This is a genomic window from Streptomyces sp. NPDC055013 (assembly GCF_053608645.1).
Window position 1 is genome coordinate 162,433 of the sequence record NZ_JBSGVW010000004.1, and the last position, 25,756, is coordinate 188,188.

Annotated in this window: 19 protein-coding genes; 6 read left to right on the forward strand and 13 right to left on the reverse strand. The window is 67.4% G+C overall.

Translation table 11 applies throughout. From position 1 onward, the window contains the following. Positions 1 to 94: 94 nt before the first annotated feature. Complete coding sequence (locus ACWGDB_RS07180) at positions 95 to 1,276, forward strand: GNAT family N-acetyltransferase (protein WP_453821490.1); 1,182 nt, start codon at positions 95 to 97, stop codon at positions 1,274 to 1,276. Between the two features lie 50 nt (positions 1,277 to 1,326). Here ACWGDB_RS07180 and ACWGDB_RS07185 read toward each other — a convergent pair whose 3' ends face one another. The 9 genes from ACWGDB_RS07185 to ACWGDB_RS07225 all read right to left on the reverse strand — a co-directional run bounded on the left by ACWGDB_RS07185 (position 1,327) and on the right by ACWGDB_RS07225 (position 8,841). After that, positions 1,327 to 3,159, reverse strand: a complete 1,833-nt coding sequence (locus ACWGDB_RS07185; RefSeq protein ID WP_453821491.1) for a BTAD domain-containing putative transcriptional regulator — start codon at positions 3,157 to 3,159, stop codon at positions 1,327 to 1,329. A 116-nt stretch (positions 3,160 to 3,275) separates the two neighbouring features. After that, complete coding sequence (locus ACWGDB_RS07190; RefSeq protein ID WP_453821492.1) at positions 3,276 to 4,301, reverse strand: isopenicillin N synthase family dioxygenase; 1,026 nt, start codon at positions 4,299 to 4,301, stop codon at positions 3,276 to 3,278. Then, on the reverse strand, positions 4,298 to 4,987 hold the full coding sequence (gene queC / locus ACWGDB_RS07195) for a 7-cyano-7-deazaguanine synthase QueC (protein ID WP_453821493.1): 690 nt from the start codon (positions 4,985 to 4,987) through the stop codon (positions 4,298 to 4,300). Before queC ends, ACWGDB_RS07190 begins: the two co-directional genes overlap by 4 nt. 32 nt (positions 4,988 to 5,019) lie before the next feature. Further along, a complete protein-coding gene (locus ACWGDB_RS07200) occupies positions 5,020 to 6,000 on the reverse strand; it encodes an aspartyl/asparaginyl beta-hydroxylase domain-containing protein (RefSeq protein WP_453821494.1) in 981 nt (326 codons plus the stop codon). 112 nt (positions 6,001 to 6,112) lie between these two features. Then, positions 6,113 to 6,703, reverse strand: coding sequence for a GTP cyclohydrolase I (folE, locus tag ACWGDB_RS07205; protein WP_453821495.1), 591 nt, complete (start codon positions 6,701 to 6,703; stop codon positions 6,113 to 6,115). Between the two features lie 37 nt (positions 6,704 to 6,740). Then, on the reverse strand, positions 6,741 to 7,103 hold the full coding sequence (locus ACWGDB_RS07210) for a 6-pyruvoyl trahydropterin synthase family protein (protein ID WP_453821496.1): 363 nt from the start codon (positions 7,101 to 7,103) through the stop codon (positions 6,741 to 6,743). A 35-nt stretch (positions 7,104 to 7,138) separates the two neighbouring features. Then, positions 7,139 to 7,852, reverse strand: a complete 714-nt coding sequence (locus ACWGDB_RS07215; RefSeq protein WP_453821497.1) for a 7-carboxy-7-deazaguanine synthase QueE — start codon at positions 7,850 to 7,852, stop codon at positions 7,139 to 7,141. 12 nt (positions 7,853 to 7,864) lie between these two features. After that, positions 7,865 to 8,647, reverse strand: a complete 783-nt coding sequence (locus ACWGDB_RS07220; RefSeq protein WP_453821498.1) for a class I SAM-dependent methyltransferase — start codon at positions 8,645 to 8,647, stop codon at positions 7,865 to 7,867. After that, on the reverse strand, positions 8,644 to 8,841 hold the full coding sequence (locus ACWGDB_RS07225; RefSeq protein ID WP_453821499.1) for a hypothetical protein: 198 nt from the start codon (positions 8,839 to 8,841) through the stop codon (positions 8,644 to 8,646). Before ACWGDB_RS07225 ends, ACWGDB_RS07220 begins: the two co-directional genes overlap by 4 nt. Positions 8,842 to 9,060: 219 nt before the next feature. Between ACWGDB_RS07225 and ACWGDB_RS07230 the strand changes: the two genes are divergently transcribed. Next, positions 9,061 to 9,483 carry a hypothetical protein gene (locus ACWGDB_RS07230; RefSeq protein WP_453821500.1) on the forward strand — a complete coding sequence of 141 codons (423 nt, stop codon included), beginning with the start codon at positions 9,061 to 9,063 and terminating at the stop codon, positions 9,481 to 9,483. A gap of 272 nt (positions 9,484 to 9,755) precedes the next feature. Here the strand turns inward: ACWGDB_RS07230 and ACWGDB_RS07235 are convergent, their stop codons facing one another. Together ACWGDB_RS07235 and ACWGDB_RS07240 are read right to left on the reverse strand one after the other, a co-directional pair. Further along, entirely contained in the window at positions 9,756 to 12,740 is a 2,985-nt protein-coding gene (locus tag ACWGDB_RS07235; protein WP_453821501.1) for an AfsR/SARP family transcriptional regulator, read from the reverse strand. 378 nt (positions 12,741 to 13,118) lie between these two features. Then, the gene (locus tag ACWGDB_RS07240) at positions 13,119 to 14,396 is read right to left on the reverse strand and encodes a GlxA family transcriptional regulator (RefSeq protein WP_453821502.1); all 1,278 of its coding nucleotides are present in this window, start codon (positions 14,394 to 14,396) and stop codon (positions 13,119 to 13,121) included. Positions 14,397 to 14,707: 311 nt separating this feature from the next. On the opposite strand from ACWGDB_RS07240, the gene ACWGDB_RS07245 reads away from it, so the two are divergent. Then, complete coding sequence (locus ACWGDB_RS07245; protein WP_453821503.1) at positions 14,708 to 17,488, forward strand: AAA family ATPase; 2,781 nt, start codon at positions 14,708 to 14,710, stop codon at positions 17,486 to 17,488. Between the two features lie 318 nt (positions 17,489 to 17,806). Continuing rightward, on the forward strand, positions 17,807 to 20,248 hold the full coding sequence (locus tag ACWGDB_RS07250; RefSeq protein ID WP_453821642.1) for an NB-ARC domain-containing protein: 2,442 nt from the start codon (positions 17,807 to 17,809) through the stop codon (positions 20,246 to 20,248). 402 nt (positions 20,249 to 20,650) lie between these two features. On the opposite strand, the gene ACWGDB_RS07255 is transcribed toward ACWGDB_RS07250, so the two are convergent. Both ACWGDB_RS07255 and ACWGDB_RS07260 read right to left on the reverse strand, forming a co-directional pair. Beyond that, a complete protein-coding gene (locus ACWGDB_RS07255) occupies positions 20,651 to 22,159 on the reverse strand; it encodes a DUF4246 domain-containing protein (protein ID WP_453821504.1) in 1,509 nt (502 codons plus the stop codon). An 852-nt stretch (positions 22,160 to 23,011) separates the two neighbouring features. Further along, complete coding sequence (locus tag ACWGDB_RS07260; protein WP_453821505.1) at positions 23,012 to 23,704, reverse strand: transposase family protein; 693 nt, start codon at positions 23,702 to 23,704, stop codon at positions 23,012 to 23,014. Positions 23,705 to 23,906: 202 nt separating this feature from the next. Here ACWGDB_RS07260 and ACWGDB_RS07265 point away from each other — a divergent pair, with 202 nt between their 5' ends. Both ACWGDB_RS07265 and ACWGDB_RS07270 read left to right on the forward strand, forming a co-directional pair. Continuing rightward, positions 23,907 to 25,115 carry an IS110 family transposase gene (locus ACWGDB_RS07265; RefSeq protein WP_453821506.1) on the forward strand — a complete coding sequence of 403 codons (1,209 nt, stop codon included), beginning with the start codon at positions 23,907 to 23,909 and terminating at the stop codon, positions 25,113 to 25,115. Between the two features lie 224 nt (positions 25,116 to 25,339). Then, positions 25,340 to 25,699: a hypothetical protein gene (locus tag ACWGDB_RS07270; RefSeq protein WP_453821507.1), complete on the forward strand. Its 360-nt coding sequence runs from the start codon at positions 25,340 to 25,342 to the stop codon at positions 25,697 to 25,699. Positions 25,700 to 25,756: the final 57 nt, after the last annotated feature.

The window sequence follows — 25,756 nt, forward strand, 5'->3', positions numbered from 1 at the left end:
GGCAGCAACCTGAACTTGCTGACTGGCGCTGGCGCCCAGCGATCCATCCCGGCACTCGCCGCCCGCCCCATCCCCCTCGCCACAGGAGATTTCTATGTCTGTCTCGGCCTATGACTCCTTCGCGGAGTTGCCTGCCGCTGACTGGGACACGCTCACGGTCGGTTCCAACATCTATTCCACCAGCGGATTCGTGGGAGTGCGCGAGGAGGCACTACCACCCGAAGCGCACGCCCGCTACCTGCTGGCACGCGACAGCGACGGCACCCCGGTTGCGGGCCTCGAGGTGTACTGCTTCGCCAACGCGCCGCACGATCTCTATGCCCCTGGGGACGTGCTGGGCGAGGTAATCGGTGACGAGCGAGCGGCCCATCTGAACACGAGGCCGATATCCATCGCGACGGGCTGGTCCGAGTTCCGCGGACAGGTGCCCGGGCACGTCAACGCCTCAGCCGAGCAGCGGGAGTCGGCCCTCAGCCAACTCACCAGGGAAGCGTTGCGGTTGGCTGAGCAAGCGGACTCGAGCGTGCTGGCCTACTGCTATCTACCGCTGGAGACCGCACGCGAGTTGACGAAGGCTCACGCCTCGGACGGAGCAGTAATGCTCCTGCACAACGTTGAGACCAAGATGCCAATCGGCTTGTGGGCGGACTTCGACGAGTACGTCGACTGGCTGCCCGCCGGCCGGGGGCAGCGCGTTCGCCGCGAGCTGCGCAGATTCCGGGAGAGCGGGCGAGAGGTGACCGAGCTGCCGCTGCCTGAGGTGGTCAAGGAGATCGCTCCGCTGAACAGCGCGCTCATGCAGAAGTACGGGCACGCCGCGCACGACGAGGAGCGCGCGGTATCCATCTTCGATCGGCAGAGCCGTTTCCTCGGCGATAACAGCTCTGTGCTGCTCTGCCGGGAGAACGGAAAGACTGTCGGTTTCGTGCTGCGCTACCGGCAGGGCGACATGCTGTACGCCCGAGCCGCCGGGTTCGACTACTCGGTGCCCAACGCCGACGACTACTACAACTTGATGTTCTACCACCAGATTGCTGCCGGTGTGGGCCGCAGGGTCTCCAGCATCCACCTGGGCATCAACACTTACGAGGCCAAGATGCGCCGAGGAGGCCAGCCCACCCCGCTCTACAGCGTGTTCGTCGGCGTGGACCGGCCGTTCGAGGCGCAGGACAGTGCTGTGCGCGAGTACAACCGGACCCGATCGGCGGATTTCCTGGCCAAGCACAACAAGTACGTGGTGGGTGGCATCAACGCCGCCGAGTGGCTGCTGGACTGACCTGGAGGCCGACGAGGGTCACGGGTCAGGAACTTCCTGGAGCGTGACCGTCAGGCGGAGCACATCACCGGCGCGCTAGTCGGCAGCGTCGCGAACGGGCGTATGCCTGGCTCCCATTCGTAGGAGAACCGGCCGTTCACACACGGGTGCCGCGCGCGCAGCAGGTAGCTCTCCGCCAACTCCTCCAGCAGGTCCTCGGCCCGCTGGTCGCTGACCCCCAGGGCCCCGGCGGCAAGCGCCGGCGTGAGCCGATCGGGGACACCGGGAGACAACAGCGCGTACGCCAGGGACCGAGACTCGGCGGGCAGCGTCGCGAGCGTCCGGTCCAATCCGGCCCGCACGCCCAGCGGGTCGCTGTCGGCGCCCCCGGACCCGAGGACCCACGCAGTGGCCTGCCGGGCCGTCCAGTGCGGGCGGCGGCGTAACTGCGACGCGACCGCGAAGAGCGCGCCCGGCAGTCCCCGGCACAACCCGGCCAGCCGTCGCAGCCCCGCCGGGTCCGTGGCGATCGGATGTCCCGGCACTGAGGATGCCAGCAGGTGCAGACAATCGTCGAAGGGCAGTCCGGCCAGTTCGACGTGGAGGGCCGACGTGGACACGAACAGCCGCCGTCGGCTGCCGATCACCACGCCGCAGCCGGCGCCGGACGGCAGCAGCGGCGTCAAGTCCCGTACGTCGCACACGTCGTCGAGCACCACCAGGACGCGCAGATCGGCGGTCCAGGTACGGAACAGCAGGCTCAGGTCGGTCGTGCCCAGTCGCAACTGCTCCTCCGTCGCGCCGAGTCCACGCAGGAACGAGCGAAGGATCTCGGCGGGACGCACCCGCCGGCCGGCGCCGTCACGGAGACGCGCGTAGAGCCGCCCGTCCGGATAGTGAACGCTCACCTGATGCGCGGCGTGCAGACACAGCTCACTCTTCCCCGTGCCGGGGGCGCCCCCCACGATCACGACCGGCCGGTCCTCCCGCGCCCGGCCGGCCAGCACCGTCGTGAGGCGCGCCAACTGGCCGGCACGTCCGGTCAGCCGCTCGCGTGGGGCGGGCAGATGGCAGGGCGCCCGGGTGGCGGCGGTCACGGCCGTGGGCCGGCCGCCAGGACGCAGCAGCGCCTCGTCCGACGTGAGCACAGCCGTGTGCAGGGCCTGGAGTTGGGGCGAAGGGTCGAGACCCAGCTCGGTGGCGATCCGCTCGCGTGTCCGCCGGTAGACCTGGAGCGCCTCCGCCCGCCGGTCCATGCGGTAGAGAGCCGTCATCAGATTGCCCTGGGCCCGCTCGTCCGTCGGTTCCCGCCCGGCCATCGACGTGAGTTCGCCGAGCACCTCGTGGTGCCGACCGAGGTGCAGCTCGGATTCGATCCGTAGGTGGTGTGCGCTGGTACGCAGCTCCTTCAGGCGGACCGCCTCGGCGTTCAGCGTGGGCCCCTTGCGTACGTCCACCAGGGCATCGTCCCGCCACAGCTGCAGCGCCGCCACGGCCGTGTCACGGGCCCGGGCGAAGTCCTCGTCACGGAACTCCGCCCGGGCACGGGCGAGCAACGGCTCGCACCGGAAGACGTCCACGTGATCGGCGGGCAGCGACAGTTGGTAGCCGCCGTCGACCGTGCCCAGCAGCGGCCCGGCCGCCCGTACCGCGCCGCCACTCCTCGGATTGCCGAGGGAGAACCGCTTCCTGAGCTGGTACACATACGTCTGCAGCGCGGTGTGCGCGCTGGCCGGCGGGTTGTCGTTCCACAGCTCGTCCATGAGTTGCTCGAAGGGCACCACCCGGCCCGCGTTCAGCACGAGCATGGCCAGCGTCTGCCGTACTTTCTGGGCGGCCGGCGCCATCTCGACGCGGTGATCGTCCCCGTAGGCCTGGAGCGGCCCGAGAAGGTTGATTCTCATGAAATTCGCCCTGTCTCACGTTCGTTCGGTTCCCGTCGGACCGGCCGGCGACGCCGCCCCCGCCAGGCCCGACCCCGCTCGAGCCGGGCGGTGAGGATGTGCTCGGCCGCCCGGTGTCAGGAACTCCTGGACCCGGCTACCACGGCCAGGTTCGGGTGGTGCCGGGCAACGATGTCGGGGAAGGAGCGGATCAGCCCCTTCATGACGTTGTCGCCGTACAGGGCGAACAGCGGGTTGCCGACAACGTCGATGACTCCCCCGGCGCCCTCGACATACGGGCTGGGCAATGGCTGCATCGTGGCGTCCAGCCGAGGATTGAAGAAGAAGGGAATGGAGTAACGGTTGACGCCCGGAGCCGGCCGGACCACCCGATGCAGGGTGGCACGCACGTAGCCCCTCGTCGCCACCTCCAGCAGCTCTCCCAGGTTGACCACGAACGCCCCCGGGATCACCGGCACGTCGGCGAACTTGCCGTCCTCGACCGCGACCTGGAGGCCGCCGTTGCCGTCCTGGACGAGCAGGGTGAGCAGCCCGAGATCGTTGTGTATGCCGGTCCCCTGGCCCTCGTCGGCGTCCTCGCTCGCGTGCGCGGGACCGGGGTAGTGCAGGAGTTTGAGGTGGATCTGCGGATCCGGATCGACCACGTCGTCCAGGAACCCGGCGGGCGCGTCCAGCGACTCGAGCATCAGCCGTAGCAGTCGATGGGACAGATCGGTCAGCCGGGCGATCCATGACTCGATGGCCAGGCGCAGCTCGGGCATCGCCTCGGGCCACTCGTTCGGGCCGATGAGGCACCGGTAGGCGGGATCGCCGGGCGCGGACGTCCTCGCGGGCTGCTCCGGGCCGATGTCCAGCTGCTGGCGCTGGTCGGGGATGCCCTTGGTGTGTTCGCGGCCGAGTTCGGAGTAGCCGCGGAACAGCGGCGAGTCGAGGATGTTCAGCGCGAGCCGATCGGCCTCGGGCAGGGCGAAGAACCGACGGGCCAGCTCGAGCATGTCGTCGGCGTCCTCGACACCGTGGCCGACGAGCTGGAAGAAGCCGACCTCGTGGATGGCCTTGCGCAACCGGTTCAGGAAGCCTGCCCGGGTTTCTTCCGGCCCTGCGGCGTCACGCAGGTCGAGCACGGGAAAGGTGTCGGTCATCGCAGCTCCTTCGTATCGCTGGTCTGGTAGTTCGTCGGGTCGGTCACGCCGGCGTCCCGGAACGCTTCCTGCCGCTCCCGGCACGCGGCGCACCGGCCGCACTGCAGCGCGTCGCCACGAAAGCAGCTCCAGGTCTCGGTCCAGGGGACGCCGAGTTCCTCGCCGAGCGACACCACGTCGCTCTTGCGCAGCCTGACCAGCGGCGCTGTCAGGGTCAGGTCGGGGTGCGCGTATCCGCGGGTCGCGATCCGCTCCATGGCGAGGAAGGAATCGATGAACGCGGCATTGCTGTCGGGCGCGGCCTGCAGGTCGTCGACCACCCCGACGGCCACCGCTTGTGCCTTCTCGGCGACGGCGACCGCGAAGGCGACGGACAGCAGAAGGGCATTGCGGTTGGGTACGACGTTCGGGCTTCCGCCGGACGACTGACTCTTGTGGTCCGGCACGTCGACGGTCGGGTCGGTGAGTGACGAGCCGCTCAGGAGCTTGCCGACGGGGCTGAGATCGACGATGTCATGCGGCACCCCGAGCGATCGGGCCGCCTTCTCGGCGAATTCGTGCTCGACGAGATGACGCTGGCCGTAGTTCACGGACAGCAGGTGGAGTGCGTGTCCTTGCGCCTGGAGGTGGTAGGCCATGGTGACCGAGTCCAGGCCGCCGGACACGATTGCGACAGTTTTCGGCATACGACGCCTCCCGGCGGACGTGCGGGCGTCCGTCACGGCGCCGGCGTGGCCGGGACGGCCAGCTGGGTCGAGCGGTGGCCCTTGCGGTAGGTGAGCTCGACTTCGGGCCGCGGACCGTCCAGCCTCGTGGTGACGGTTCGCTCCTCGCTCCACCCGACCAGGCGGTACTCGTGTCCGCCGAGGGCCACCAACGGGAAGAGGTGGTCCTCGGGAGATCGAATGGCAAGGCCCGTGCCGGTGTCCACGATGCTGAAGGTGGCCTGCGGCTGCGGGCCGGTGAGCGAACCGAACACCTCTATCTCCAGCAGGTGCGCCGGCGCGTCGAACGTGCACCGCGCAGCTTCCCGCTCTCGGTCGGTCGTGGCCACCGTCGGGCGGTTGTAGAGCACATCCGAGCCGTTGAAGTAGTCGGCCCAGTCGGCCGGGAACAGTTGTGCGAGCTCCGGCGTGACGAGCACATCCACGACGAGGTGCACCCGGTGCTCGGGGCCGAGGTTCTGGATCTGGTGCTTGCGGCTGAAGTCGCCGAACCAGAACTCACCGGGCTGCCAGCGATAGATCCCTCCGTCAAGGTCCAGCGAGGCTTCCACGTGGGTGATGACCGGGATGTGCAGCCGGGCCATACCCCAGTCCGGGGCGAACTTGGGATCGGAATGGGGGTATCCGACGACGCCGGGTCCAAGGTCCATGAATCGGGCTGCGTAGAGGGGCCCGGGAATCGAGCGCAGGACCTCCCGCACGTACGGCATGTGGTCCAGCCACTCGGTGTCGGCGAACTCCGCACCGCCTGGGCCTCCCGGGTCGGTACGTGTCTTGTCACCACCCGGGCTGCGCACCGAGAGGCAGCGCCAGTCCTGTCCGGCCCACCTGGACACTCGCCCGTTGGTGTACGAGCTCTGCTCGCTCCACAGGTGGTCACGCGCGGTCATGAGGTCGGCCACCAGCCGGTCGGCGTCCAGCACGGGACGCAGCCGAACCGCTTCCGCCGGCGTCGAGGAATCATTTACGTCCATCGTTGTCCTTTGATGTCGAGCGGACCGGATGCGCAGGTGTGTCGACCCCGTCGGCCGCGATCGACCAGCACGGCGGTACGACCGCGACTCGCTTGCGGAGTCGGACAGCTCGTCACGCCCGGAGCAGGTCGAACAGCTCGCCCCGAAGCCCGGCATCCGTGCCGAACTCCCCGCGGTATGCGGTCGATGTCATCTGCGCAGGAGCCTTGATGCCGCGCATCGACATGCAAAGGTGCTCGCCCTTCGCTATGACCGCCACGTCCGGGGTGCCGCTGAGGGTGCTGATCTCGAGCGCGATCTGGTCCACGAGGCGCTCCTGGACCTGCAGCTTGTGCGCGTACTGGTGGGCGACCCTGGCGAACTTCGACAGACCGAGCAGTTGCCCCGTCGGGCGGTACGCGATGGTCACGGAGCAGTTGAACGGCAGAAGGTGATGTTCACACAGCGACCAGACTCGAATGTCCGAGACGACCACCATCTGACTCGTGCCGACGGACTCGAAAAGCGTTCCCAGCGAACCCGGGTCGTAGTTGATGAACTCGCGCCACCAGCGGGCGAACCGCGCCGGCGTGTCGCGCAGTCCATCGCGATTCGGGTCCTCGCCGATCTCCTTCAGCAGTTGGCGGGCGAGTTCGACCAGCGGGTCCTCAGTCGTCCTCGACGCCGAGGGGTCACCGTCAAGGTCCATTTTCGTCACCGACATGCGGCCACCTTTCGTCCGGGCTCTGATGTTTCGGACCTCACGGCCGGTACTCGGCCCAAGTCTTGGGAGTTTCTGAGACGCGCACGCAGGTCAACTCGGAGAACTCCATCGACCATGTCCTGTAGACCCAGACCGCCATGTTCTCAGCCGTCGGATTTTCGTCCATCACATCGTTCAGGTGCCGATGATCAAGGTGTTTGTCGAGCCAGACCTTGAATGCGGACAGATCTCCGTAGTCTCGAACGAAGCCCACGGGCGTCAGACCCTTGTCATCGGCTTCAAGCTCCAGCTCGATCACATAGTTGTGCCCGTGCATTCGGGCACACTGGTGTTCAGGAGCGAGACCAGAGAGCTGATGACTGGCCGAGAATTCAAACTTCTTCGTGATGCGAAATGCCATCGATGTGCATCCCCTCTTCTTGCATTTCCCGTGACTCAGACGGCACGCTTGTCGCCCCATAGCAGGGTGTGCAGCCTGGTTGTCAGATTCCAGCCGCGCTCTACCACTGCATCAGCCAACTCGCTCATGTGTTTTGTGACATCGTCGGCGGTACGCCCGATCGGCATGATCCACACCGAGGTCAGATTGCAGGCAGCGACTATCTCCGCCACCTCGTCGAGATCGCGAATGTTCTGGCAGACGAACTTGAACGTGCTTCCAGGCAGCGCCGAGAGGCTTTTCAGAGCATCAGGGACGATCCTGCGCTGCAGGGTGTCACCGGAGTGCGAAAGCTTCGGCGAGACGTTGAACCTGACGCCGGCGGCGATGAGTTCGGGGTGCGCAGCGTGCGTCCCGTTCGTCTCGATCTCAATCTCTCTACCGCGTTCGGTCAGCGCTGTCACCAGGGGAATCAGCCGCTCCTGTTGCCCCAAGGGCTCACCACCCGAGATCACGATCAGGCCGGTGTTGAATTCGAGCAATTCCGCGACGACATCTTCGACGGGGCGGCGGTGCAGCTCCTTGCGCGGATCGTGGGCGACCCCGCTGTCCCCGGCTCCGGTCCAGTCCCACGTGTATGGCGTATCGCACCACGAGCACGACAGGTTGCACCCACCGAGTCGCAGGAACGCGCACCTGCGTCCCAGGGACTGCCCCTCGCCCTGGACGGTCGGACCGAAGATTTCGTTGACTACGAGATCCTGCGCCATGGTGCACCGTTCCTATGAGTGGGACGACTCGACGCGAGCCGGCTTCTGCGCCTGTACTACGAACCAATGCCGACTCAGCCGGACGCCCTGACTGGCGGTCACCGCGGTGACATATCCATCGAATGCCTCCTTGTCCGCCTCAGAATCGTAGTTTTCGACGATCGGCACTTGATGCAAAAACGTATCCAGATCGCTCGCCGAGTGGTAGAACTCCTCGAACCGGAACGCTTGGTTTAGCGTCACAATGAAGCCTGCGTCGGAGAGTTCTTTGGCAATCTCCTCAGACAAGGGCCTGGCGTTCCAGCTGTCGAAGTTCTGGCCACGGCCGAAGGTTTCCTTCAGCTCGCGCGCATCCTGCTCGCCGATCCCCATGTACACCACGACTCCACCTGGGCGCAGCACCCGCTCGAACTCACGGGTTATCAGCGGTCCGCGACGGGAAGTGACCACATCGGCGTACCCATCAGGCAGGCCCGTGTGGGCGGCATCGCACAGCTCGAACGTGACATGCGACAGACCTGAATCCGCCAGATGGCGCGCGGCGCATTCCAGCATCGACGGCGACAGATCTATACCGGTTACGGCGCCGTACGCACGAGAGATGCGCAGCAAACTACGCCCGTCGGCGCAGCCGACATCCAGCAGTCGGGCGTCCGAAGTTCCCAGCGCATTCACCAGTTCATCGAAGACGGCGTCCGGGCGGCCGTCGGCGAATACGTCGGTGCTCCGCGCATCGCTGAAGTACCCGCCGAACCGCTCGGCAACCCGGGAGTAGAACTCCGCGTCCATCGTCATCGACCGTGCACCTTCCCCTGAGCCACGGTCAAAGAGAGGCCCTGGAGCGCACGCCCCGGTTCCTTCTTCTTCCGCAGGAAATCCCTGACATGGTCTACCGCTGCTGTCGCGGGTTCCTTTTTGCTGCGCTGTGATTCGGTTTCCGGGACGCCGAACGCGGCAGGCGTCACTGCGTCCCGGGTCGCTACGGTCATTCGGACCACTCCTTGAGGGCCATCCCCCCGAAGGGGCGCCGAGGTCGGCATGACCCAATCTCCGGTGTCGCCCTATCGGCCCGGCATCACAGCACATCCACGGCGGAACGAGGCCGGGATAAGACGGCGATAGCGTGAGCATGTGACCGCGATAAGCAGCTGATTCACGCCGACTTCAGCAACGCCCTGATGCAGGTGACGAAGGGAGGGTTCACTGCGATGGCCATCGAGGAGCTGCCGGGTGCCGCGGCGACTCCCGTCGTGCTCAGGGGCGGAAGTACCCTGCCCCTCGCCTTGCTGTGCGCGGCCATCACGGCGGTACTGACCGGGGACCGCTCACTCATCGCGATCAGCGAGCGGATCACGGATGCCCCGCAACACGTACTGAACGTCCTCGACTTCGACCTTGACCCGTCCGGGCTGCAGTCGGCGCCGCACGCGGCCGCCGTGCGGCGTCTGCCGCACCGTGTCGACACAGAGGTACTGGACGCGGCGATCAGCGCGTACCCGCCGACCAGAGCCGCGCCCGCACCGTCGCCGGACGGGAATCGGCAAGGGCGGCAGGTCATCGTGGTCGACGGCAAGTTGGTGTGCGGCTCGCGGACCAGGACGGCCCGGCAGTCCGGTTGCCGGCCGCGATGATCCAAGTCGTGCGGTGGCGACGCGAGATGAGCACCGAGAAACTGACGATCGAGTGCGCGCCTACCTAATCACCATCCTGCGCGTCTTCGATGCCACCTACGCCGAGCTCGCCACCTGGATCAGAGGCCACTGGGGCATCGAGACCCTCCGGCACCACGTACGCGACGGACCGCCCCTTCCGCGAGGTCGGCACCGGCTGCGCCAGGCCGGGCCGGACCGACATCGCGGCCGCCGTCCGCCGCTACCACCGGCACCCCTGCCGGCCCTCGGCCTCACTTGACGAACCCGGACAGATCTCGCTCACGCAAAGCCCCAGTAGCGCTACCGAGGGCGACAACGATGTCGGCCCGGACCGCAGCGGCCCCGCTGTGGTCCAAGACCCGCTCCCGAATCCTGGCCGATCGCGAGTAGTACTGGACGGCCTGTTCCATGCGACGCAGGTGGGCATTGACCCGGCCGAGGTCGTGCAGCACATACCCCTCTCCGACCAGGTCGCCGCTCGCCGCGACCATGGCGAGGACCTCGAGCAGGGTTCGTTCCGCCGCCTCGTACCGCTGCTGGTGCATCAGCATTTGACCCAGCCGTCGCAGTGCGAGGGCCTGGCCCCGGTCGAAGCCGGCCGCGCGGCAGATCCCGAGAGCCTCGTCCAGGTACGAACGGGTTCGCGCGAAGTCCGCACGCCGCGTCATGATGTGTGCCATCTCGCCCAGCACGTACGCCCGGCCAATGGCGTCCTGCACCCGCACGAAGTGGCGCTCGGCGCTCCCGTAGAGAACCAGTGCCCGATCGTCGTCACCGTGGCGCCGCTCGACGCGCGCCAGATCGCGCAGGCAAAGCGCCTGACCACGCACGTCACCAATCCGCTCGAAGATCTCCAGGGCGGAGGTGAGGTAAGGGGCTGCTGCTTCATTCTCGCCCCGGTACAGGTGCAGGGTCCCCAACGAGCCGAGTACCGCGGCCTGGCCCCGTTCGTTTCCGGCCTCCTGTACCGCGGTCAGCGCCACCAGATGTGTGCGCTCCCAGAGTTCGGGACAGCCACGGGCCTCGAAGAGCGTCACCAGAGTCGTGGCCAGCTCCCAGCACAACTCGTCGAGCCCGGACCGAGCCGCCAACTCGACGGCGTTCACCAGATTGTTCTGCTCGCTCTCCAGCCACCCGAGCGGGTCGCGGCGGCACCGCTGGACTTGATCCTCCGGCGGATGCCACCGTTCACCCCGACCCGCGACGATGGTGTACGTACCACCGTAGATCTCCTTGCGCGCCCTCTCCGCCAGCGCCATCCAGCCACCGACCATACGCCGCACCGCTCCGGCGCGCTCTGCCTCGGGAATCTCCTCGAGCAGCCGCTCGTGCGCGAACATCCGCACGATCTGCGACAGTCCATATCGGACTCCCCCGCCCTGGTCCATGACGCTGATATCGAGGAGCCGCATGTCGATGAGCGGTTCCAGCAAATCAGTGGGGTGCTGCGTGCGGTCGTCGATGAGCGCGGCACCCAGCCAGCTCGGAATCTCCGTCCCCTCGGCCAGGCTGAGGAGGCACAACAGGCGACGGTCGGGCGCCGCCAGGCCGTCGTAGCTGAGCGACAGACTTGCCCGGATCGACAGCTCGCCGTGTGCCAGCTCGTCCAACAAGCGCTGCTCGTTCTCAAGCCGCTGCCGCATGGAGGTGAGTGACCAGTGCGGGCGCGCGGCCAGGCGCGCGCCGATGATACGCAGTGCGAGGGGCAGCCCTCCCACCAAGCGGATGAGGGCCCGCGCTGCCTCCCACTCGCTCTCCACACGGCGCTCTCCAATGATCCGCTCCAGGAGCTGGACGGCCAGTTCCGAGCTCAGCGGCTCCAAGTCGAACCGGCATGTGCCCGGCAACGCCGTGAGCTGGCCACGGCTGGTGACCAGCACGCCACTGCTGCAAGTACCGGGCAGCAGCGGCATCACCTGCGACTCGCTCACCGCGTCGTCCAGCAACACCAGGATCCGGCGGTCGGCCAGCAGACTGCGGTACATCTCCGCGCGCTCATCAAGCGCATCGGGGATGGCATGGCCTGGTACGCCCAGCGCTCGGAGAAACCGCCCCAACGCCTCAGCGGGGCCCACCAGTTGTCCGCCCGGCCCACGGAGGTCGCAGTAGAGCTGTCCGTCCGGGAAGTGCTCACCTGCGAGTCGGTGCGCCACGTGCCTGGCCAACGTGCTTTTGCCGACACCAGGTCTGCCAAGCACCAGGACCACGTTCAGGTACCCCATCTCCTGTCCCTCGGTGACGGCGTCGCAGACCGCTGAAACGATGGTGTCGTCGGCTACGAGGTCGCCGATGTCGGCGGGAAGTTGCCTTGGGATGACGACCGGGTCGGGATCGGCACTACGCTCTTGCACCGCCTCAGAGAGCGGCGTCGCCACGAGAGACCGTGGTTCGGCCACGTCGGCGCCTTCGGCCGCTGTCGGTTCGGTCGGTTCGGTCGGTTCGGCCAGTGCAAGCTCGGCGTCGTCGGTCAGGATTGCCTGAGCCAGGTCGCGTAGTTCCCTTCCCGGGTCCAGGCCCAGTTCTTCGGTGAGCATCACGCGGCCCTGGTGGTAGGCATCCAGCGCCTCCGCCTGCCGGCCCGAACGGTACAACGCCACCATGAGGTGCCCCCGCAGCCGCTCACGCAGAGGATGGTCGGCGACCAGCTGCATCAGCTCGCAGACCAGGTGCTCGTGACGGCCAAGCTCCAGCAACAGCCGCATGCAGGTCTCCACCGCTTCCAGGCGGCTCTCGTCCCACTGCGCCGCCGTACCGGCCAGGACTTCGCTGGGTACACCGGCCAGGCACCGCCCCCGCCACAGGCCCATCGCCGAGCGAAGCGTTTCCACCGCAGGCATCTTCATACCATCACGGGCCAGGGCATGCGCCTCTGCCACCAGGCGACGGAAATTGCCGACGTCGGTCGCATCCTCCGGCGCCCTCAGGCTGTACCCGCAAGCGCGGGTCTCGATGGTCGCGTCGACTCCCCCGTCCGAAAGTGCCTTGCGGAGCCGGGAAATACAGATCTGCACCTGGGCGCGTGCGGTCTTCGGCGGATCATGACCCCAGATGACATCCACCAGACGGGTCGTCTCCACCACCCGGTTCAGGTCGAGCACCAGCGCCCCGAGGACGATCTCTTGACGCCCCGGGGCCACGGATACGGCCCCCAGCTCGCCGCTCACCTCAAGTGGCCCGAGCACCCGAAAAGGAGCTGCCGCTACGTCGCTGCCGTCGTAGCCTAACGAGACTGCCATGCATGACCTGCTTCTGTGGTATCAGCCAGGCGATGTGGGCCGGCTTGCAAAGTTGGACGGAACTCATGCCGACCTGGCTACTCAGCCGTAGTGGTTGCCCCGTCGCCAAGCACCTTCAAGAGCTCGGCGGGAAGGAGGGTGCGGTGTGCGCGGCTGCGTGAGACCGAGGTGCTGGGGGTACCACCTCGGCGACCGGCACGTGCACTGCATGCACTGTCCGTGCCAGGTCCGGGCGTTGAAGTGCAGCCCCACCGGCGGCCGGGTCGGCGTCCGGCCGGCAGAGGACATCGCTCCGCAACCCGCGGTGCCCGCAGGCGCCGAAGGAGACATGCCGGTGACACTCGGGCTCTCACCGCGAGGGCCAGGCCGGCCCCTCCTTCACCCGGCTCTGGAAAAGTGGTGGCGATACTGGCCCGGGGTGACGCCCAGGCTCCGCTTGAAGCGGCGGTGCAAGGTCTCGGCGAAGCCGAAGCCGCAGGCTCGAGCGATCGCGTCGATGGTGGTGTCCGTCGTCTCCAGAAGAGCCCGGGCGGCCTCGAGGCGGACGGTTTCCACGTAGGCGGCCGGGGTGAGTCCGGTCTCGGCGCGGAAGACCCGGGTGAAGTTGCGCTCACTCATGTTGGCCCGTTCGGCGAGCACCCGGACGGTCAGGTCGTCGGCGAGGTGGTCGGTGACCCATGCCTGAACGGCCCGCAGCGGCTCACGCATGGGCCGCTGCGCCGCGAGCTGGGTGCTGAACTGGGCCTGTCCGCCCGAGCGTTGGACGAACATCACCAGCATCCGCGCGACGGCCCGGGAGACCTCGGGTCCGTGGTCCTCCTCGACCATGGCGAGCGCCAGGTCCATCCCCGCCGTGATTCCGGCGGAGGTCCACACCGCCCCGTCGTGCACGAAGATCTGGTCCGGGGTGACCGTGACGTCCGGGTGGTCGCGGGCCAGCCGCTCGCAGGCCGCCCAGTGTGTCACCGCGCGCCGTCCGTCGAGCAGTCCTGCGCGTGCGAGTAGGAACGCGCCCGTACACACCGAAGCGACCCGCCGGGCGCGCCCGGCCGCAGCCTTGAGCCAGCCGACGAGCTCTTCGTCATCCACCACCTCCCTATCGCCCGGTCCACCGACGACCACCAGCGTGTCCAGTGGTCCGTCACACTGCTGGACGCTACTGCCGGCCGTGACATCGATCCCGTGCCAGGCCGGTACCGCTCCGGCCCGGCCTGCGACGATCTCTACGGAATAGCCCTCACCCTCGGGCACCCACTGTTCCGTCTGCGCGAACACCTCATGCGGTCCCGCCAGGTCCAGCACCTGAAACCGCGGATAGACAAGGAAGACGACGCGCCGTTGAGTCACCGGATCATCCTGGCCCGCCCTGCCATTTGGCAGCAAGGACACAAACATGACGATCTCCGCCATTGGCTTGGCGCCAGGTTTCACCTGCGGCAGCACGGCGGGTGGTCGTACTTCCGGTTCCCGCTCAACCAACACCGCGACGGCGAGACGGTGTTCGTCCTCAGGGAGCTTCGTCCACGCCGTCACGTGGTGCGACGGACGCAACCAGCACCTCGGCTGACGCGGTTTCACCACGCGGGCGTGCACCGCCACGGGAACCTGAGCCGACGGCGGCACGGCGGCGCCGTCTGCCGTACCGGCGTGCGTCATCCGGATTGAGTTGAGCACCTTGTCTCCTGTCCGCGGCCCCGCCACACCTGTGGGTCACAGGCGTGCGGAGGCTGTTCACCCTCATGTGACCCTCGTGACCAGCGCAATCGTGGAGCACCACGACACGGACCACGAGATCGTCCGGACCGGAACCACGACAGTGGGAACGTGATGCCGGAAGCGACACCCCGGTTCCGTCGCACACATGCGCGATCATGGTGGTTCTTCTCACGGTGGGGGTCACGCCACCGATGTCCGGCGCACTGCGTCCTCGTGTGTGAGGACGCTCACGTCCGCACGAGGAGGCAGGGATGTCCCGACCGGCATGTGCACTACGGGAAGCAGCACAGCTGCTGGCCGCAGCGACCGAGCGCGCTCATGCGGGCACCGGTCGCCTGGTCCTGGTGCGCGGTGCCACCGGCACGGGCCGCACCACGGTCCTGGAGGCCGCCTCCGAGGACGCCGCCGCCCACGGCATGCAGGTGCTGCGCGCTCGCTGCTCCGTCGGCGACTCCGACATCCCCTTCGCCACGGTCCGTCAACTACTGTGTCCTGTATCCGAGTTCGCCGCCCCTGCCCGGGATGGCGATGAACGGGCGATCGGCGCCGAGCTGCGACGGGTACTGCGCTCCTACGCGGAGCAGTCGCCGGTGCTGGTCACCGTGGACGATGTGCATCTGGCTGACCCGGCGTCCCGCCGCTGGCTGGTGGAGTCCGCACGGGTCATGGACCAGCTGCCGATCGTCCTGGCGGCCACCGAGCGCAGCCAATACGACGTCGACCCGCCCGCACCGGGTCTCGCCCACAGCCTCTCCCCTGCCCTGGTCACCACCCACACCCTGACCCCGCTGTCCGACAACTCGGCGGCGACAGAGGTCCGTTCGGCCTTCCCGGACGCCGACGACTCCTGGATCGAGGACTGCGTACGGGCCGGCGCGGGCAACCCCCTCCTGCTGCGGGCCCTGCTGGACGACCTCTCCGACGGCACTCACCCGGTCGTGCCGAACACCTCGGCGGCGCTGTACCCGGGAGGTTTTCCGGCGGCCGTGCAGTGGTGGCTCGACTGTGCCGGGCCGGGTACCGCGGAGGTGGCGCGCACGCTGGCGATCCTGGACGAGGGCTGGGACCACGGACCCGCCCTCGGCCCAGGGGTCCCCGTCCTCCACATCCCGTCGCTCCTCGCCGAACTCTCCGGCGCCGACCCGGCCCGGGTCGCGGGCTGGATCACCGCGATGACCGGCCTCGGACTGCTGCGCCCCGACGGCATGGGCCGCGCCCGCTACGCCCATCCGCTGCTGCGGGACGCGGTGCTCACCGGCGTACCCGCGGACCGGCGGCGTGCCGCGCACCGGACGACCGCAGAGGCGATGCTGCACCGCGGTGTCTGTAGCGAGCTGGTCGCCCGTCAACTGCTGCTCACCGACGTGGTGGGCGCGCCCTGGACACTGCCGGTGCTTCAGGACGCTGCTTCACTGGCGTTGCGTGAGGGGCAGATCGAGGACGCGGTGGCCTTCCTGCGCCGCGCTCTGGACGAACCCCTCTGCGATGAGGACAGACAACGCCTGCTCACCGATCTGGGCTCATTGGAGTACGCGGTGCCCGGCTCCTCGGCCGCGATCCTCAGGCTCACCGAGGCGCTGCGGCTGCCCGGGCCGCCACAGGAACGAGTACGCGCCGCGGTCGCCCTGGGGACGGCGCTGACCGGCCGCGGCCGGACTCGCGAGGGGGTCGAGGTGCTGCGCTCGCTGTACGACTCGCTCGCCGACCGGCCCGACCTGATACGCATCCTGCGGCAGGCGTTCTTACAACTGTCCGACAAGGAACAACTGGTGCGGCAGGAGGCGTACAAGCGGCTGGCCGAGGTGGCCGAGCACGCACCGGAGACGATCAGCACGGCCGGTCACGCGTTCCTGGTGAAATACGCGGTCACGGCAGGTCGGAGCTCGGCGACGGAAGCGATGCTGCGCCTGCGCGGGCTGTTGTCGGAACCGGCCGACCCGCTGTCCGAGCCGTACCTGCTGGGGACGGCCGCTGTGGTCGCACAGTGGGCCGACGAACTCGACGAGGCCGAACGGCTGGTGGAGCGCGGTCTGACCGGGCAACGGCCCGACATCCTGCACCCCATGCACGAGGCGCTGCTCAATACCCGTATGGACATCGTCGCGGCACGGGCCGACTACACGCACCTGCTGGCCGACCCGCCGCCCGCCGCCGCAGGCCCGACCCACGCCCATGCCCACACGCTGTCGGCACTCGTGGCGACGGGCCGCCTCGCCGAGGCCGAACGCCTCGCCGATGGCTTCGACTTGCGGACGGCGCCGGAGTCCTCGGAACTGAACCGGTTCCTGTACGCGCGCGGGGAACTGCGCGCCGCGAACGGTGACCTGGCGGGAGCCCTGCACGACTTCCTGGAGTGCGGGCGCCGCCAGTCGGCCCGGGAGGAGTTCAGCCCGGTCGTCACCCCGTGGCGCACGGCAGCCGCCGAGTGCCATCTGGCCCTGGGTGTCCCACGCGAGGCGCTCGCCCTGGCCGAGGAGGAGCTGCGCCTGGCCCGGGTGTGGAACACGCCCCGCACGGTGGGCCGGGCACTGCGGGTCCTCGGCACCGCGACCGGCGGGCGCCGGGGTCTGGAGCTGACTCAGGAGGCGGTACGGCTACTGCGTGACGGCCCGGCAGGACCGGAGCTCGTGGCGGCGTTGTCGGCCCTGGGCCGTCAGTTGACCGCGTCGGGCGAGTCGTCCCGCGCCCGCGACGTCCTGCGGGAGGCGGCCGGGCTCGCCGAACGCCTGGGCGCGATACGGCTGCGGGACCTGGCGGAGGAGGCCCTGCGGGCGGGCGGCGCGCGTCGTCCGGCGACCCGGACCGGTGCTGCCTCGCTCACCGACAGCGAGCGCCGCATCGCCGAACTGGCTGTGGGGGGACGCACCAACGCGGAGATCGCGGATCTGCTGCATCTGGCCCGCCGTACCGTCGAGACCCACCTGACGCACTGCTACCGCAAGTTGGGCATCCACCGGCGCAGCGCGCTGAGCGCGGCGCTGTCCGGGGGTGACGTGGTGTACGGATCCCTGGTCGGCGGCCGGGACACGTAGGGCGGGTATGAGGGCGATGCGCCCGCCTGCGAACCGAAGAACAGACCTGCACTCGTGGCGGCATCGACCAGTTCGGCATCGGGAGTACGGGTAGTGTCTCCTGGCTGCGAGGCTGTTCACGGGGAGTGTGGTGTGCGGGGACGCATTGGGATGGTGGCGCTCGTTGGTGCGAGCCTCGTGCTGGCCGCGCTGTTGTCGCTGGCCGCCAACGCGGCTACTGCAAAGGAACATTGGCCCGGCCCGCTCGACAGTCTACGGCGACAATCGTGGCCCTCGGTGGCCGTGTTGGTGGTCCTGTCCGTTGCCGTAGCCGGCGCAATGACTTGGAAGCAGGGGCGCCCATCTGCTGGTCGCGACGACCCTCCACCCCCACAGCCTGCGGAGGTACCAGGTTGGTTCGTGGCTCGCTCAGAGACTCTCGATGCAGTGGCAGCGGTATGTCGTGGTGGTCGCGCGGTAGGAATCACTACGTCGCTGTGGGGTGCCGGCGGATTCGGTAAGACGGCTTTGGCTACCGCGGTATGCGCGCATAAGCGAGTCCGACGGCGCTTTCGCTCCCGGATCTACACCGTCACCATCGGCCGGGATGTTCGCGGCCGCGCGGCCGTGGCGGCCAAGATCGCGGAAGTGACCCTGTTCATCACAGGTGACACCACCGAGTTCGACGATCCGAATCTGGCCGGCGACCATCTGGGCCGCCTACTCGAGCAGCGGCCTCGTATCCTCCTGGTCCTCGATGATGTCTGGGAGGACGAGCAGTTAACCCCGTTCCTGCGCGGTGGTCGCCGCTGCGTTCGCTTGGTCACCACCCGAAATCCCAGTCTGCTACCGCTCGGCGCCCGGCCCATCAAGGTCGATGAGATGTCCCCTGACCAAGCCCGTGCAGTGTTGGCCTGGCAACTGCCGCCACTTCCTGCCGACATCATCGACGCGCTCTTGGAGACCACAGGACGGTGGGCCCTCCTGCTGCATCTGACCAACCGGCTGATCGCCGAGCAGACGGCAACCGGCGCTGCTCCCGCGGCTGCCGCAACCCAGATCTTGCAACAGCTGCGCGTGTTGGGGCCAGTTGCCGTGGACGAGCCGGCAGGGGCCTGGGACTTGGACGACCCTCAGCGTCGCAGCCAAGCCGTCCAGGCATCGATCGAGGCAGCGATCACCCTGCTGCCCCCGGACGGTGCTGCCCGTTTCACCGAACTCGCCGTCTTCGCTGAGGATGAGGCCATCCCCCTCGTCCTGGTCGCTCTTCTGTGGCGTGAGACGGGTGGACTCACCGAAGGGCAGTCACGCGCTCTGTGCCGCGCCATGGAACGCTTGTCGTTGCTGATGCTCAAACCTGATGAAGGCGGCCGCATCCGCCTGCACGACGTCATCCGTGACTACTTGCGCGGCCGTCTCGGCGAAGCTCCACTCACTGCCCTGCATGCGCGTCTAGTGAGTGCTGTCGCTGCCACGCTGCCCGCGGCCGCACCACTGGCGCCGACTGCCCCCCATCCCGGACGCGCTTGGTGGAGCCTTGAAGAGGGCTACCTGCTCGACCACCTCATAGAGCACCTTCTCGCGGCGAACCTCACAGCCCAAGCGGAAGCCGTGGCAGGCGACCTGCGCTGGGTCGAGACTCGACTGACTCAGCGTGGCCCCACCGCACCCTGGAGTGATCTCACCCTTATCGACACTCCTCGGGCTCGCGCGGCAGCCCTCAGCCTCGCCCAGGCGGCCCACCTCCTCATGCCCACAGATCCCGCCCGAGCGCTGGCCGGTGTCCTCTACAGTCGCCTCCAGCCCAACCCACACTGGGGCGATCAGGTCACCGCGCGTGAGTGTGAGCCTTCGCAGCATCCGCTTCTGGCGAATCGCTGGATTCCACCCGATCACCCCGGCTCTGTCGTGCAACGCGCCTTCTCCGGCTACGGCAGGGCCTTCTGGCTGCTGACGGTTCTGCCAGATGGGACGCGGCTTGCCACCGGCAGTTACAACGGGTCGGTGCGCATCTGGGACGCGGCGTCAAGAACTCGTACAGCCACGCTCACCGGTCACACCCACCAGCTGCGGTCGGTAGCAGTCACACCGGACGGAGCGCGGCTCGCCACCGTCGGTGATGACCGCACGGCACGAGTCTGGGACTTGGCGTCCGGAACCTGCCTTGCGACGCTTGCGGGCCACACCAGAGCGGTGCACTCAGTAGCGATCACGGCGGATGGGACGCAGCTTGTCACAGCAAGTCACGACGGGTCGGTGCGGATGTGGGACGTGGTGTCCCGGACTTGCACCACCGTTTTCACCGACCACATCGATCCGGTCCATCTGATGGCGATCGCCCCGGATGGCGCCTGGTTAGCGACTTCCAGCAAGGACCGCTCCTTGCGGATATGGGACTCGGCGTCAGGCTCACGCCTTGCCGGCCTGATGGGTCACACCAAGCGTCTGACGGCGGCAGTGGTGGCACCTGACGGATCGTGGCTCGCCACCGCATCGGAAGACTGCTCCGTGCGACTTTGGGATCTGGCGTCCAGAACCTGCCGGGCCACGCTGCCCGGCCACACCGAGCGTGTAACGGCGATGGCGATCACACCGAACGGAGCGTGGCTTGCCACTGTCAGCCGTGACCGCACCGTGCGGATCTGGGACGCCGTCAGGCACCACACCGTGGCCTTGGTGCGCACCGAAGGGCCACTGACCGCGTGTTCATGGGGGCCGGACAATCAAAGTCTCGCAGTGGTAGGCCGCTACGGGGTGTACCTGTTCGGTCTGCTCGTTTGACACGCCGTCCGAGGGAGACCGCATCCGGAGAAGGCCGTTAACAGGCTCCGTAGAACATGCGAGCAGTTGAGACACGGAATCGGTCTGTGCCCCAGTAGACCGATCTGGAAATGGCGATCTCATCCCCCGCAAGGCGTTAGTCCACGGATCAATGCTTCAGCCACCGAACTGGTCGGCCGCTGCGACGCGGCCGACAACCTCGTCCTCCACGACAGCAGAATGGAGACGCTTCCACCCACCGGCTCGTCGTCGACAGCGACCTGCTGCAACGGCGTCTCGGCGAAGGGTCGTGCTCGATGCCGCCGACAGTCGCCCCACGCCACCGACGGCACGGACGGTGCGGCCCCCGATGCCCAGCTCCGGGCGGTGCGGATAAGGGACCGCAGCCGGCCGCGGAGCTCCTCAGTGCTCGCAGAGGGAGAACTCTCGTTCGTAGAGCTGCTCGTTGTGCTCGTCGACGAAGAACTTGCGTTCCTGCATGAGTTGTTCGCGGTAGCCCTTAGCCTGCTCAAGCGTCATGGTCGAGGTGGGCGACCATGGCTGTTGCGGTGGCACATCGGACGTCGAGACGATCTTTTCCGATGGGTCGACCAGGAAGAACGCGAGAATTTTGCGATGTCCCGGGCCAGTCGGGTCCGCGAGGCGGAATGAGCCGACGCGGTGTTGCAGGATGTTCGGGAACGCCAGGCAGCGACCCGCTGGGGTCGAGGCCGATCCCAGCATCTGGTTCAGTGCGTCTTCGTCCTCCAGGCCGTAGACCTCACGCAGACCGTTGTCGTCGTTCTGCTCGTAGGCCGGGTCATCGAGTGCCGCCCTGAAACTCAGCTGGCTTTCGGTGATGTTCTCGCTGTCCCAGTAGTAGATGCCGGTCGAGACAATCCGTTCGTTCAACATCCCCTCGACATGCCAGGAACCGCCGGGATACTCGGGCTTGTCCGGGGTGAGATGAATGGTGGCCAGCTTGACAATGACCTGAAGACGGCGGCCGCGCAGGACCACCCGGGCGGATTCCCCGGGCAACTCGGGCGGGGTGAAAGCCGGTGCGTCCGGGATGACCGGGCGGCGGTTTTCCCACCAGTCGTCCTGCGCGTCTCCCCAAGCATGGACGGCTTCTTGGTAAGCCCCATCATCACCGTAGGCAGACTTGTCCGGGTACTCCGGCTTCGAGTCGTACCATCCGTATGGATCGGCCTCGACCCGCAGGGGCCGCGGATGGCGCAGATCGGTGAGCACGTTCTCCAGCAGCGGGCGCACGCGCGCGAACACGTCCGGTAGGACGGCTGCCAGTTCACGATGCGCTTCGGGGTGGACATTGTTGACGTACGAACGGAAGACGACATCGCCGTCATCACTGACATCGACGTCAGTGGGCAACCACTGGAATTTCTCCGAGAATTCGTACCGCGAATAGCGGTCCGTCGGGTTCTGCCAAGCCCGCTCGGGCGCGCCGCTCACCTCGCGCACCAGGCAGAAAAGCGAAGGATGAACCAGATCCAGCACCTGGCCATCGGATCCGGGATGCCAATCCTGTTCCGCTTCGGGGACCTGTTCCAGAACCCGAACCGCCTCGCGCAGCCGGGATCTGAGCTCGTTGTCGATCAGTGCGTCCGACTGCCACACCCCGTCGACGGCGGAGACCTCGACACCCGTTCGTCCGTCCCGCATCGCGGCGTAATACGCGAGTTCGGCAAGCACGTAACGAACCTGGGCTTCGGTAAGACCCTGGGCGACCGCTTCTTTCGTCCACCTGGCGACGATGTCGGCGTCGTTCATCTTGTCGAACCACCCCGGCTTCGCCCGAATATGGGCGCTGCACTGCATCATCTGAAGTTCCCGCAGCGTTCGCGGTGTCGCGAACGCTATGGAACGGGAAGCATGAAAAGGCAGCGGGAAAGCAGGCAGGCCAGTCAACTCTCTTAATCCTCCCAGTCGGTGTACAGCAGCCGGAAGGATACGTCAGCGCACTGACACCGGAGCTCGGGTCATCGCTGGTCCGGCAGCCAGGGCTCCGGCGATTGCTCGGCGCCAGCGGAGCAACAGAGCAGGACGTCGAGTGCCACACCACCCTCCCAACTCGCTCAGGCGACACGGTAGTTGACTGAGGACCGGACCAGAGGGCCTGGAGGCATGTGCCGACAGGCACGGACCCGAACCACGAACGCAACTGTCCAGACACGGTCTCCTCGTCCGCCTTGGTGCGAGCAGCAGGGCCACCACCGGTTGACCAGCGGCCACGCGAGGTGAGCCCCGAGCCGATGCGGGTTCGGGTCCACCTGCGTACGGAGCCGGCCATCTGAGGCATGTTCCAGATCTCGTGCTCGCTGCCTGCTGCGTGCTGCCCTGCTCCGGGGCTACCTATGATTTGAGCATGCCACCTGCCAGCGCCGCTCCAGACCGATGTTCCGGTGATGCGCCTCCGGGTGGCCACGCGTCTTCTCCGGTGGATCGGGTGATCACAGTGTTGTCATGGTGGTGGGTGACCGCGCCTCTCATCCTGGTGACTCCCCCGATCGCCCATTGGCTGGGGTTTCCGGGGGTGCGGGACCAGTTCGGTCTCGTGTTCGGGCTGACTGCGGTGATCAGTGCGGTGGCAGCGCCGGTTGCGGGGTTCATTGTGGCCCTGGTTGCGCGCCGGCGCAGGGCTCGCGGGCGTTTCGTCATCAGTGGTGACCAGCGTGCCGCTGCTCTTCTTCTGGGTTTTCGGCGTGCTGCTCGCTGAGTGACCTGACGGTCATCACCACTGACGACGGTCATTGAGGTCTTTCAGGGTTGCCGCTCCATAGTGAGCACGGCCGCGGAGATTGACGACATTCGATTCGGACTGCACCGGGACTTGCGGAAGTTCCGCCAGGACTTCAGTCGTGCGACGCCGCGTTCGACCGGTGCCCGTGCCCTGGCCAGCGCTCGGCTGATGGTCTGCTGGGTCGGGGTGAGGTCACGGCCCGGCGGGCGTCTGAGGGGTGTTGTCACCCATGGGCCGGCTCCCATGTAGGCGTGGTCGGCGAGGATCGGGACGCCCTGGCGTTCACAGATCCGGATGATCCGGTGGGCGCGGGCCGCAGTGAGATCGTGCGCGCGGCCGGGCATCGTCGGCGAGATCCACAGCAGCCGCCCGGCGGGGTCGGTCACCACCTGCACGTTCACCCCGTGTCGGCGGTGTTTGTGGGAGTAGTCGGCCCGGCTGTCGCCGACCCGGTCGCACTCGGCAAGGGTGCCGTCGAGCAGGACGTAGTCCGGGTCCGTCTCGCGCAAAGAACGCAGCAGGCCGGGAGCCCGGTCGGCGAGCAGGTCGACGACGGCTGTTGTGTAGGCGTGGGCGGGGCCGACGGAGATGCCGAACCCGGCAGCGAGCTGGGCGAGGGTGTCGTGCGGGCGCAGGTACACCAGGCCGACCAGGGCACGCTGGTGCGGTGGGAGCTTGCAGCGGCGGTCACCCTCGCGGGTGACGATGAGCATGGTGACCCCTTAAGAATGGTGATGGTCCGGGAGGACTGGGTGTAGCTGATGGTGACCTGCCGTTGATGGCTCCGAGTGAGTGGCTGCCCGGTTCTCCGGGACGCTCCGGCTGCTGATTGAGAAGTGCGGTCATCGCTGGTTAAGGGCTTGGCGGCGGAGTGTTCCCGGACCCTGAAGGTGCTGCTTGCTGGGGAACGGAGCGATGGTGGTGACGGAACGTCATGAGCAAGTATGGGTCGGCATCGACGCCGGCAAGGCGCATCACTGGGCTGTCGGAGTCAACGCCACCGGAGAGAAGGTGCTTTCAAGGAAGGTCGTCAATGGCGAAGACGAGATCCTGGACCTGATCGTCGCAGCGTGCGAGATGGCTGACGAGGTTCGTTGGGCGGTCGACATCTGCGGTCGGGCCTCGACGTTGCTGCTCGCGTTGTTGATCGCCAACGGCCAGAGCGTGGTGTACGTGCCTGGTCGTACGGTCAACCGCATGTCTGGCGCCTACCGCGGCGAAGGGAAGACTGACGCCAAGGACGCCCTGGTCATCGCCGACACCGCGCGCATGCGCCGGGACTTCGCACTCCTGAGCCTGCCGAACGAGACCGTGGCTGATCTCCAGTTACTCACCGCGCATCGAGCCGATCTGATCGCCGACCGGGTGCGACTGATCAACCGCCTGCGCGATGCCCTGGTCGGCATCTGCCCCGCTCTGGAGCGGGCCTTCGACTACTCAGCGGCCAAGGGACCGGTCGTCATGCTGACTGAGTACCAGACCCCGGCCGCCCTGCAACGAGCCGGCGTCAGGCAGCTCGCGGACTGGCTGGCACGACGTGCGGTCCGTGGTGCAGACGAGGTCGCTGTCCGTGCGCTCGAAGCTGCCCAATCCCAGGTGACAGCTCTGCCGGGCGAAAAGCGAGCCGCCAAACTCGTGAGCGACCTCGCCCACCAGCTCCTCATGCTCGACGAACTGATCAAAGACACCGACCGGGAGATCCGCAAGGCGTTCCGCCTCGACGAGCGCGCCGAAGTCATCGAATCCCTGCCGGGCATGGGGCCCGTCCTCGGGGCCGAGCTTCTCGCCATCGTCGGAGACCTGTCCAGCTACGCAGACGCTGGCCGGCTGGCCGCTCACGCGGGACTGGCCCCGGTGCCGCGCGACTCCGGCCGCCGGACCGGCAACCACCACCGGCCCAAGCACTACCACCGCCGTCTGCGGCACGTCTTCTACATGGCCGCCCAAACCGCCATGATGCGCCCCGGCCCATCCCGCGACTATTACCTCAAAAAACGCGCCGAAGGACTGATCCACACCCAGGCACTGCTCGCCCTAGCACGCCGCCGAGTCGACGTCCTCTGGGCCATGCTCCGTGACAAGAGGCACTTCACGCTCACCCCACCAGCCACCCAATCGGCTTGACACCATCATTGAGACTCACTCGATCAGGGCATGGGGCAGATCGAGTGCGGCAGAATACGGAACCAACGCGGCTCCTGTGCCTTTGGGTTGAGACTTCGAACACCTCCCTCAACGGCACGGGAGCCTCGTGCGTTGCGCAAGGGCTCACTGACATCAAGTCGCTCCGACAATCGGCCGCCGACGCGGGCATGACGATCACCACGCGAGTGGTGAAGACTGGATAGATGCGACCTCACGCCCCAGGCGGACTCCTGTTCGTAGCGCTCGGTCTCATCCTTGTCGCCGCCGGCTACGTCTGGAGAGGACATGTCCTGCGTCCCCTCTCGGCGAAACGCGCCCAGGCAGCCGTGATCCGGGATCGTTCCAGAAACCTGCTGCGCTCTGCGGACACGGCAATCGCCGGAGCGCGTCGACGGGCCGCACACGGCGAACCGGCCATCGTCACGGTCGAAGACGTGACCAGGGTGGCGCGCCAGCACTACGGGTACCCCTTTGTGGAGCGCGAAGAAGCAGCTGCCGCCCTCCGCCAGCGCTATGAGGCTGCCGACTGCCGGGTGGACTGCATGACCGACGCTTTCAACTGACTGCCTCCCCGGCAAGTGCTTGACGCCAGAGGCGCCGGAGCTGTCACCTGATAGCTG

Bases quoted from the DNA above. Each gene is read 5' to 3' on its own strand.
- ACWGDB_RS07180 (WP_453821490.1), top strand. From the start codon at position 95: ATGTCTGTCTCGGCCTATGACTCCTTCGCGGAGTTGCCTGCCGCTGAC.
- ACWGDB_RS07185 (WP_453821491.1), bottom strand. From the start codon at position 3,159: ATGAGAATCAACCTTCTCGGGCCGCTCCAGGCCTACGGGGACGATCAC.
- ACWGDB_RS07190 (WP_453821492.1), bottom strand. From the start codon at position 4,301: ATGACCGACACCTTTCCCGTGCTCGACCTGCGTGACGCCGCAGGGCCG.
- queC (WP_453821493.1), bottom strand. From the start codon at position 4,987: ATGCCGAAAACTGTCGCAATCGTGTCCGGCGGCCTGGACTCGGTCACC.
- ACWGDB_RS07200 (WP_453821494.1), bottom strand. From the start codon at position 6,000: ATGGACGTAAATGATTCCTCGACGCCGGCGGAAGCGGTTCGGCTGCGT.
- folE (WP_453821495.1), bottom strand. From the start codon at position 6,703: ATGTCGGTGACGAAAATGGACCTTGACGGTGACCCCTCGGCGTCGAGG.
- ACWGDB_RS07210 (WP_453821496.1), bottom strand. From the start codon at position 7,103: ATGGCATTTCGCATCACGAAGAAGTTTGAATTCTCGGCCAGTCATCAG.
- ACWGDB_RS07215 (WP_453821497.1), bottom strand. From the start codon at position 7,852: ATGGCGCAGGATCTCGTAGTCAACGAAATCTTCGGTCCGACCGTCCAG.
- ACWGDB_RS07220 (WP_453821498.1), bottom strand. From the start codon at position 8,647: ATGACGATGGACGCGGAGTTCTACTCCCGGGTTGCCGAGCGGTTCGGC.
- ACWGDB_RS07225 (WP_453821499.1), bottom strand. From the start codon at position 8,841: ATGACCGTAGCGACCCGGGACGCAGTGACGCCTGCCGCGTTCGGCGTC.
- ACWGDB_RS07230 (WP_453821500.1), top strand. From the start codon at position 9,061: ATGGCCATCGAGGAGCTGCCGGGTGCCGCGGCGACTCCCGTCGTGCTC.
- ACWGDB_RS07235 (WP_453821501.1), bottom strand. From the start codon at position 12,740: ATGGCAGTCTCGTTAGGCTACGACGGCAGCGACGTAGCGGCAGCTCCT.
- ACWGDB_RS07240 (WP_453821502.1), bottom strand. From the start codon at position 14,396: ATGACGCACGCCGGTACGGCAGACGGCGCCGCCGTGCCGCCGTCGGCT.
- ACWGDB_RS07245 (WP_453821503.1), top strand. From the start codon at position 14,708: ATGTCCCGACCGGCATGTGCACTACGGGAAGCAGCACAGCTGCTGGCC.
- ACWGDB_RS07250 (WP_453821642.1), top strand. From the start codon at position 17,807: ATGACTTGGAAGCAGGGGCGCCCATCTGCTGGTCGCGACGACCCTCCA.
- ACWGDB_RS07260 (WP_453821505.1), bottom strand. From the start codon at position 23,704: ATGCTCATCGTCACCCGCGAGGGTGACCGCCGCTGCAAGCTCCCACCG.
- ACWGDB_RS07265 (WP_453821506.1), top strand. From the start codon at position 23,907: ATGGTGGTGACGGAACGTCATGAGCAAGTATGGGTCGGCATCGACGCC.
- ACWGDB_RS07270 (WP_453821507.1), top strand. From the start codon at position 25,340: ATGCGACCTCACGCCCCAGGCGGACTCCTGTTCGTAGCGCTCGGTCTC.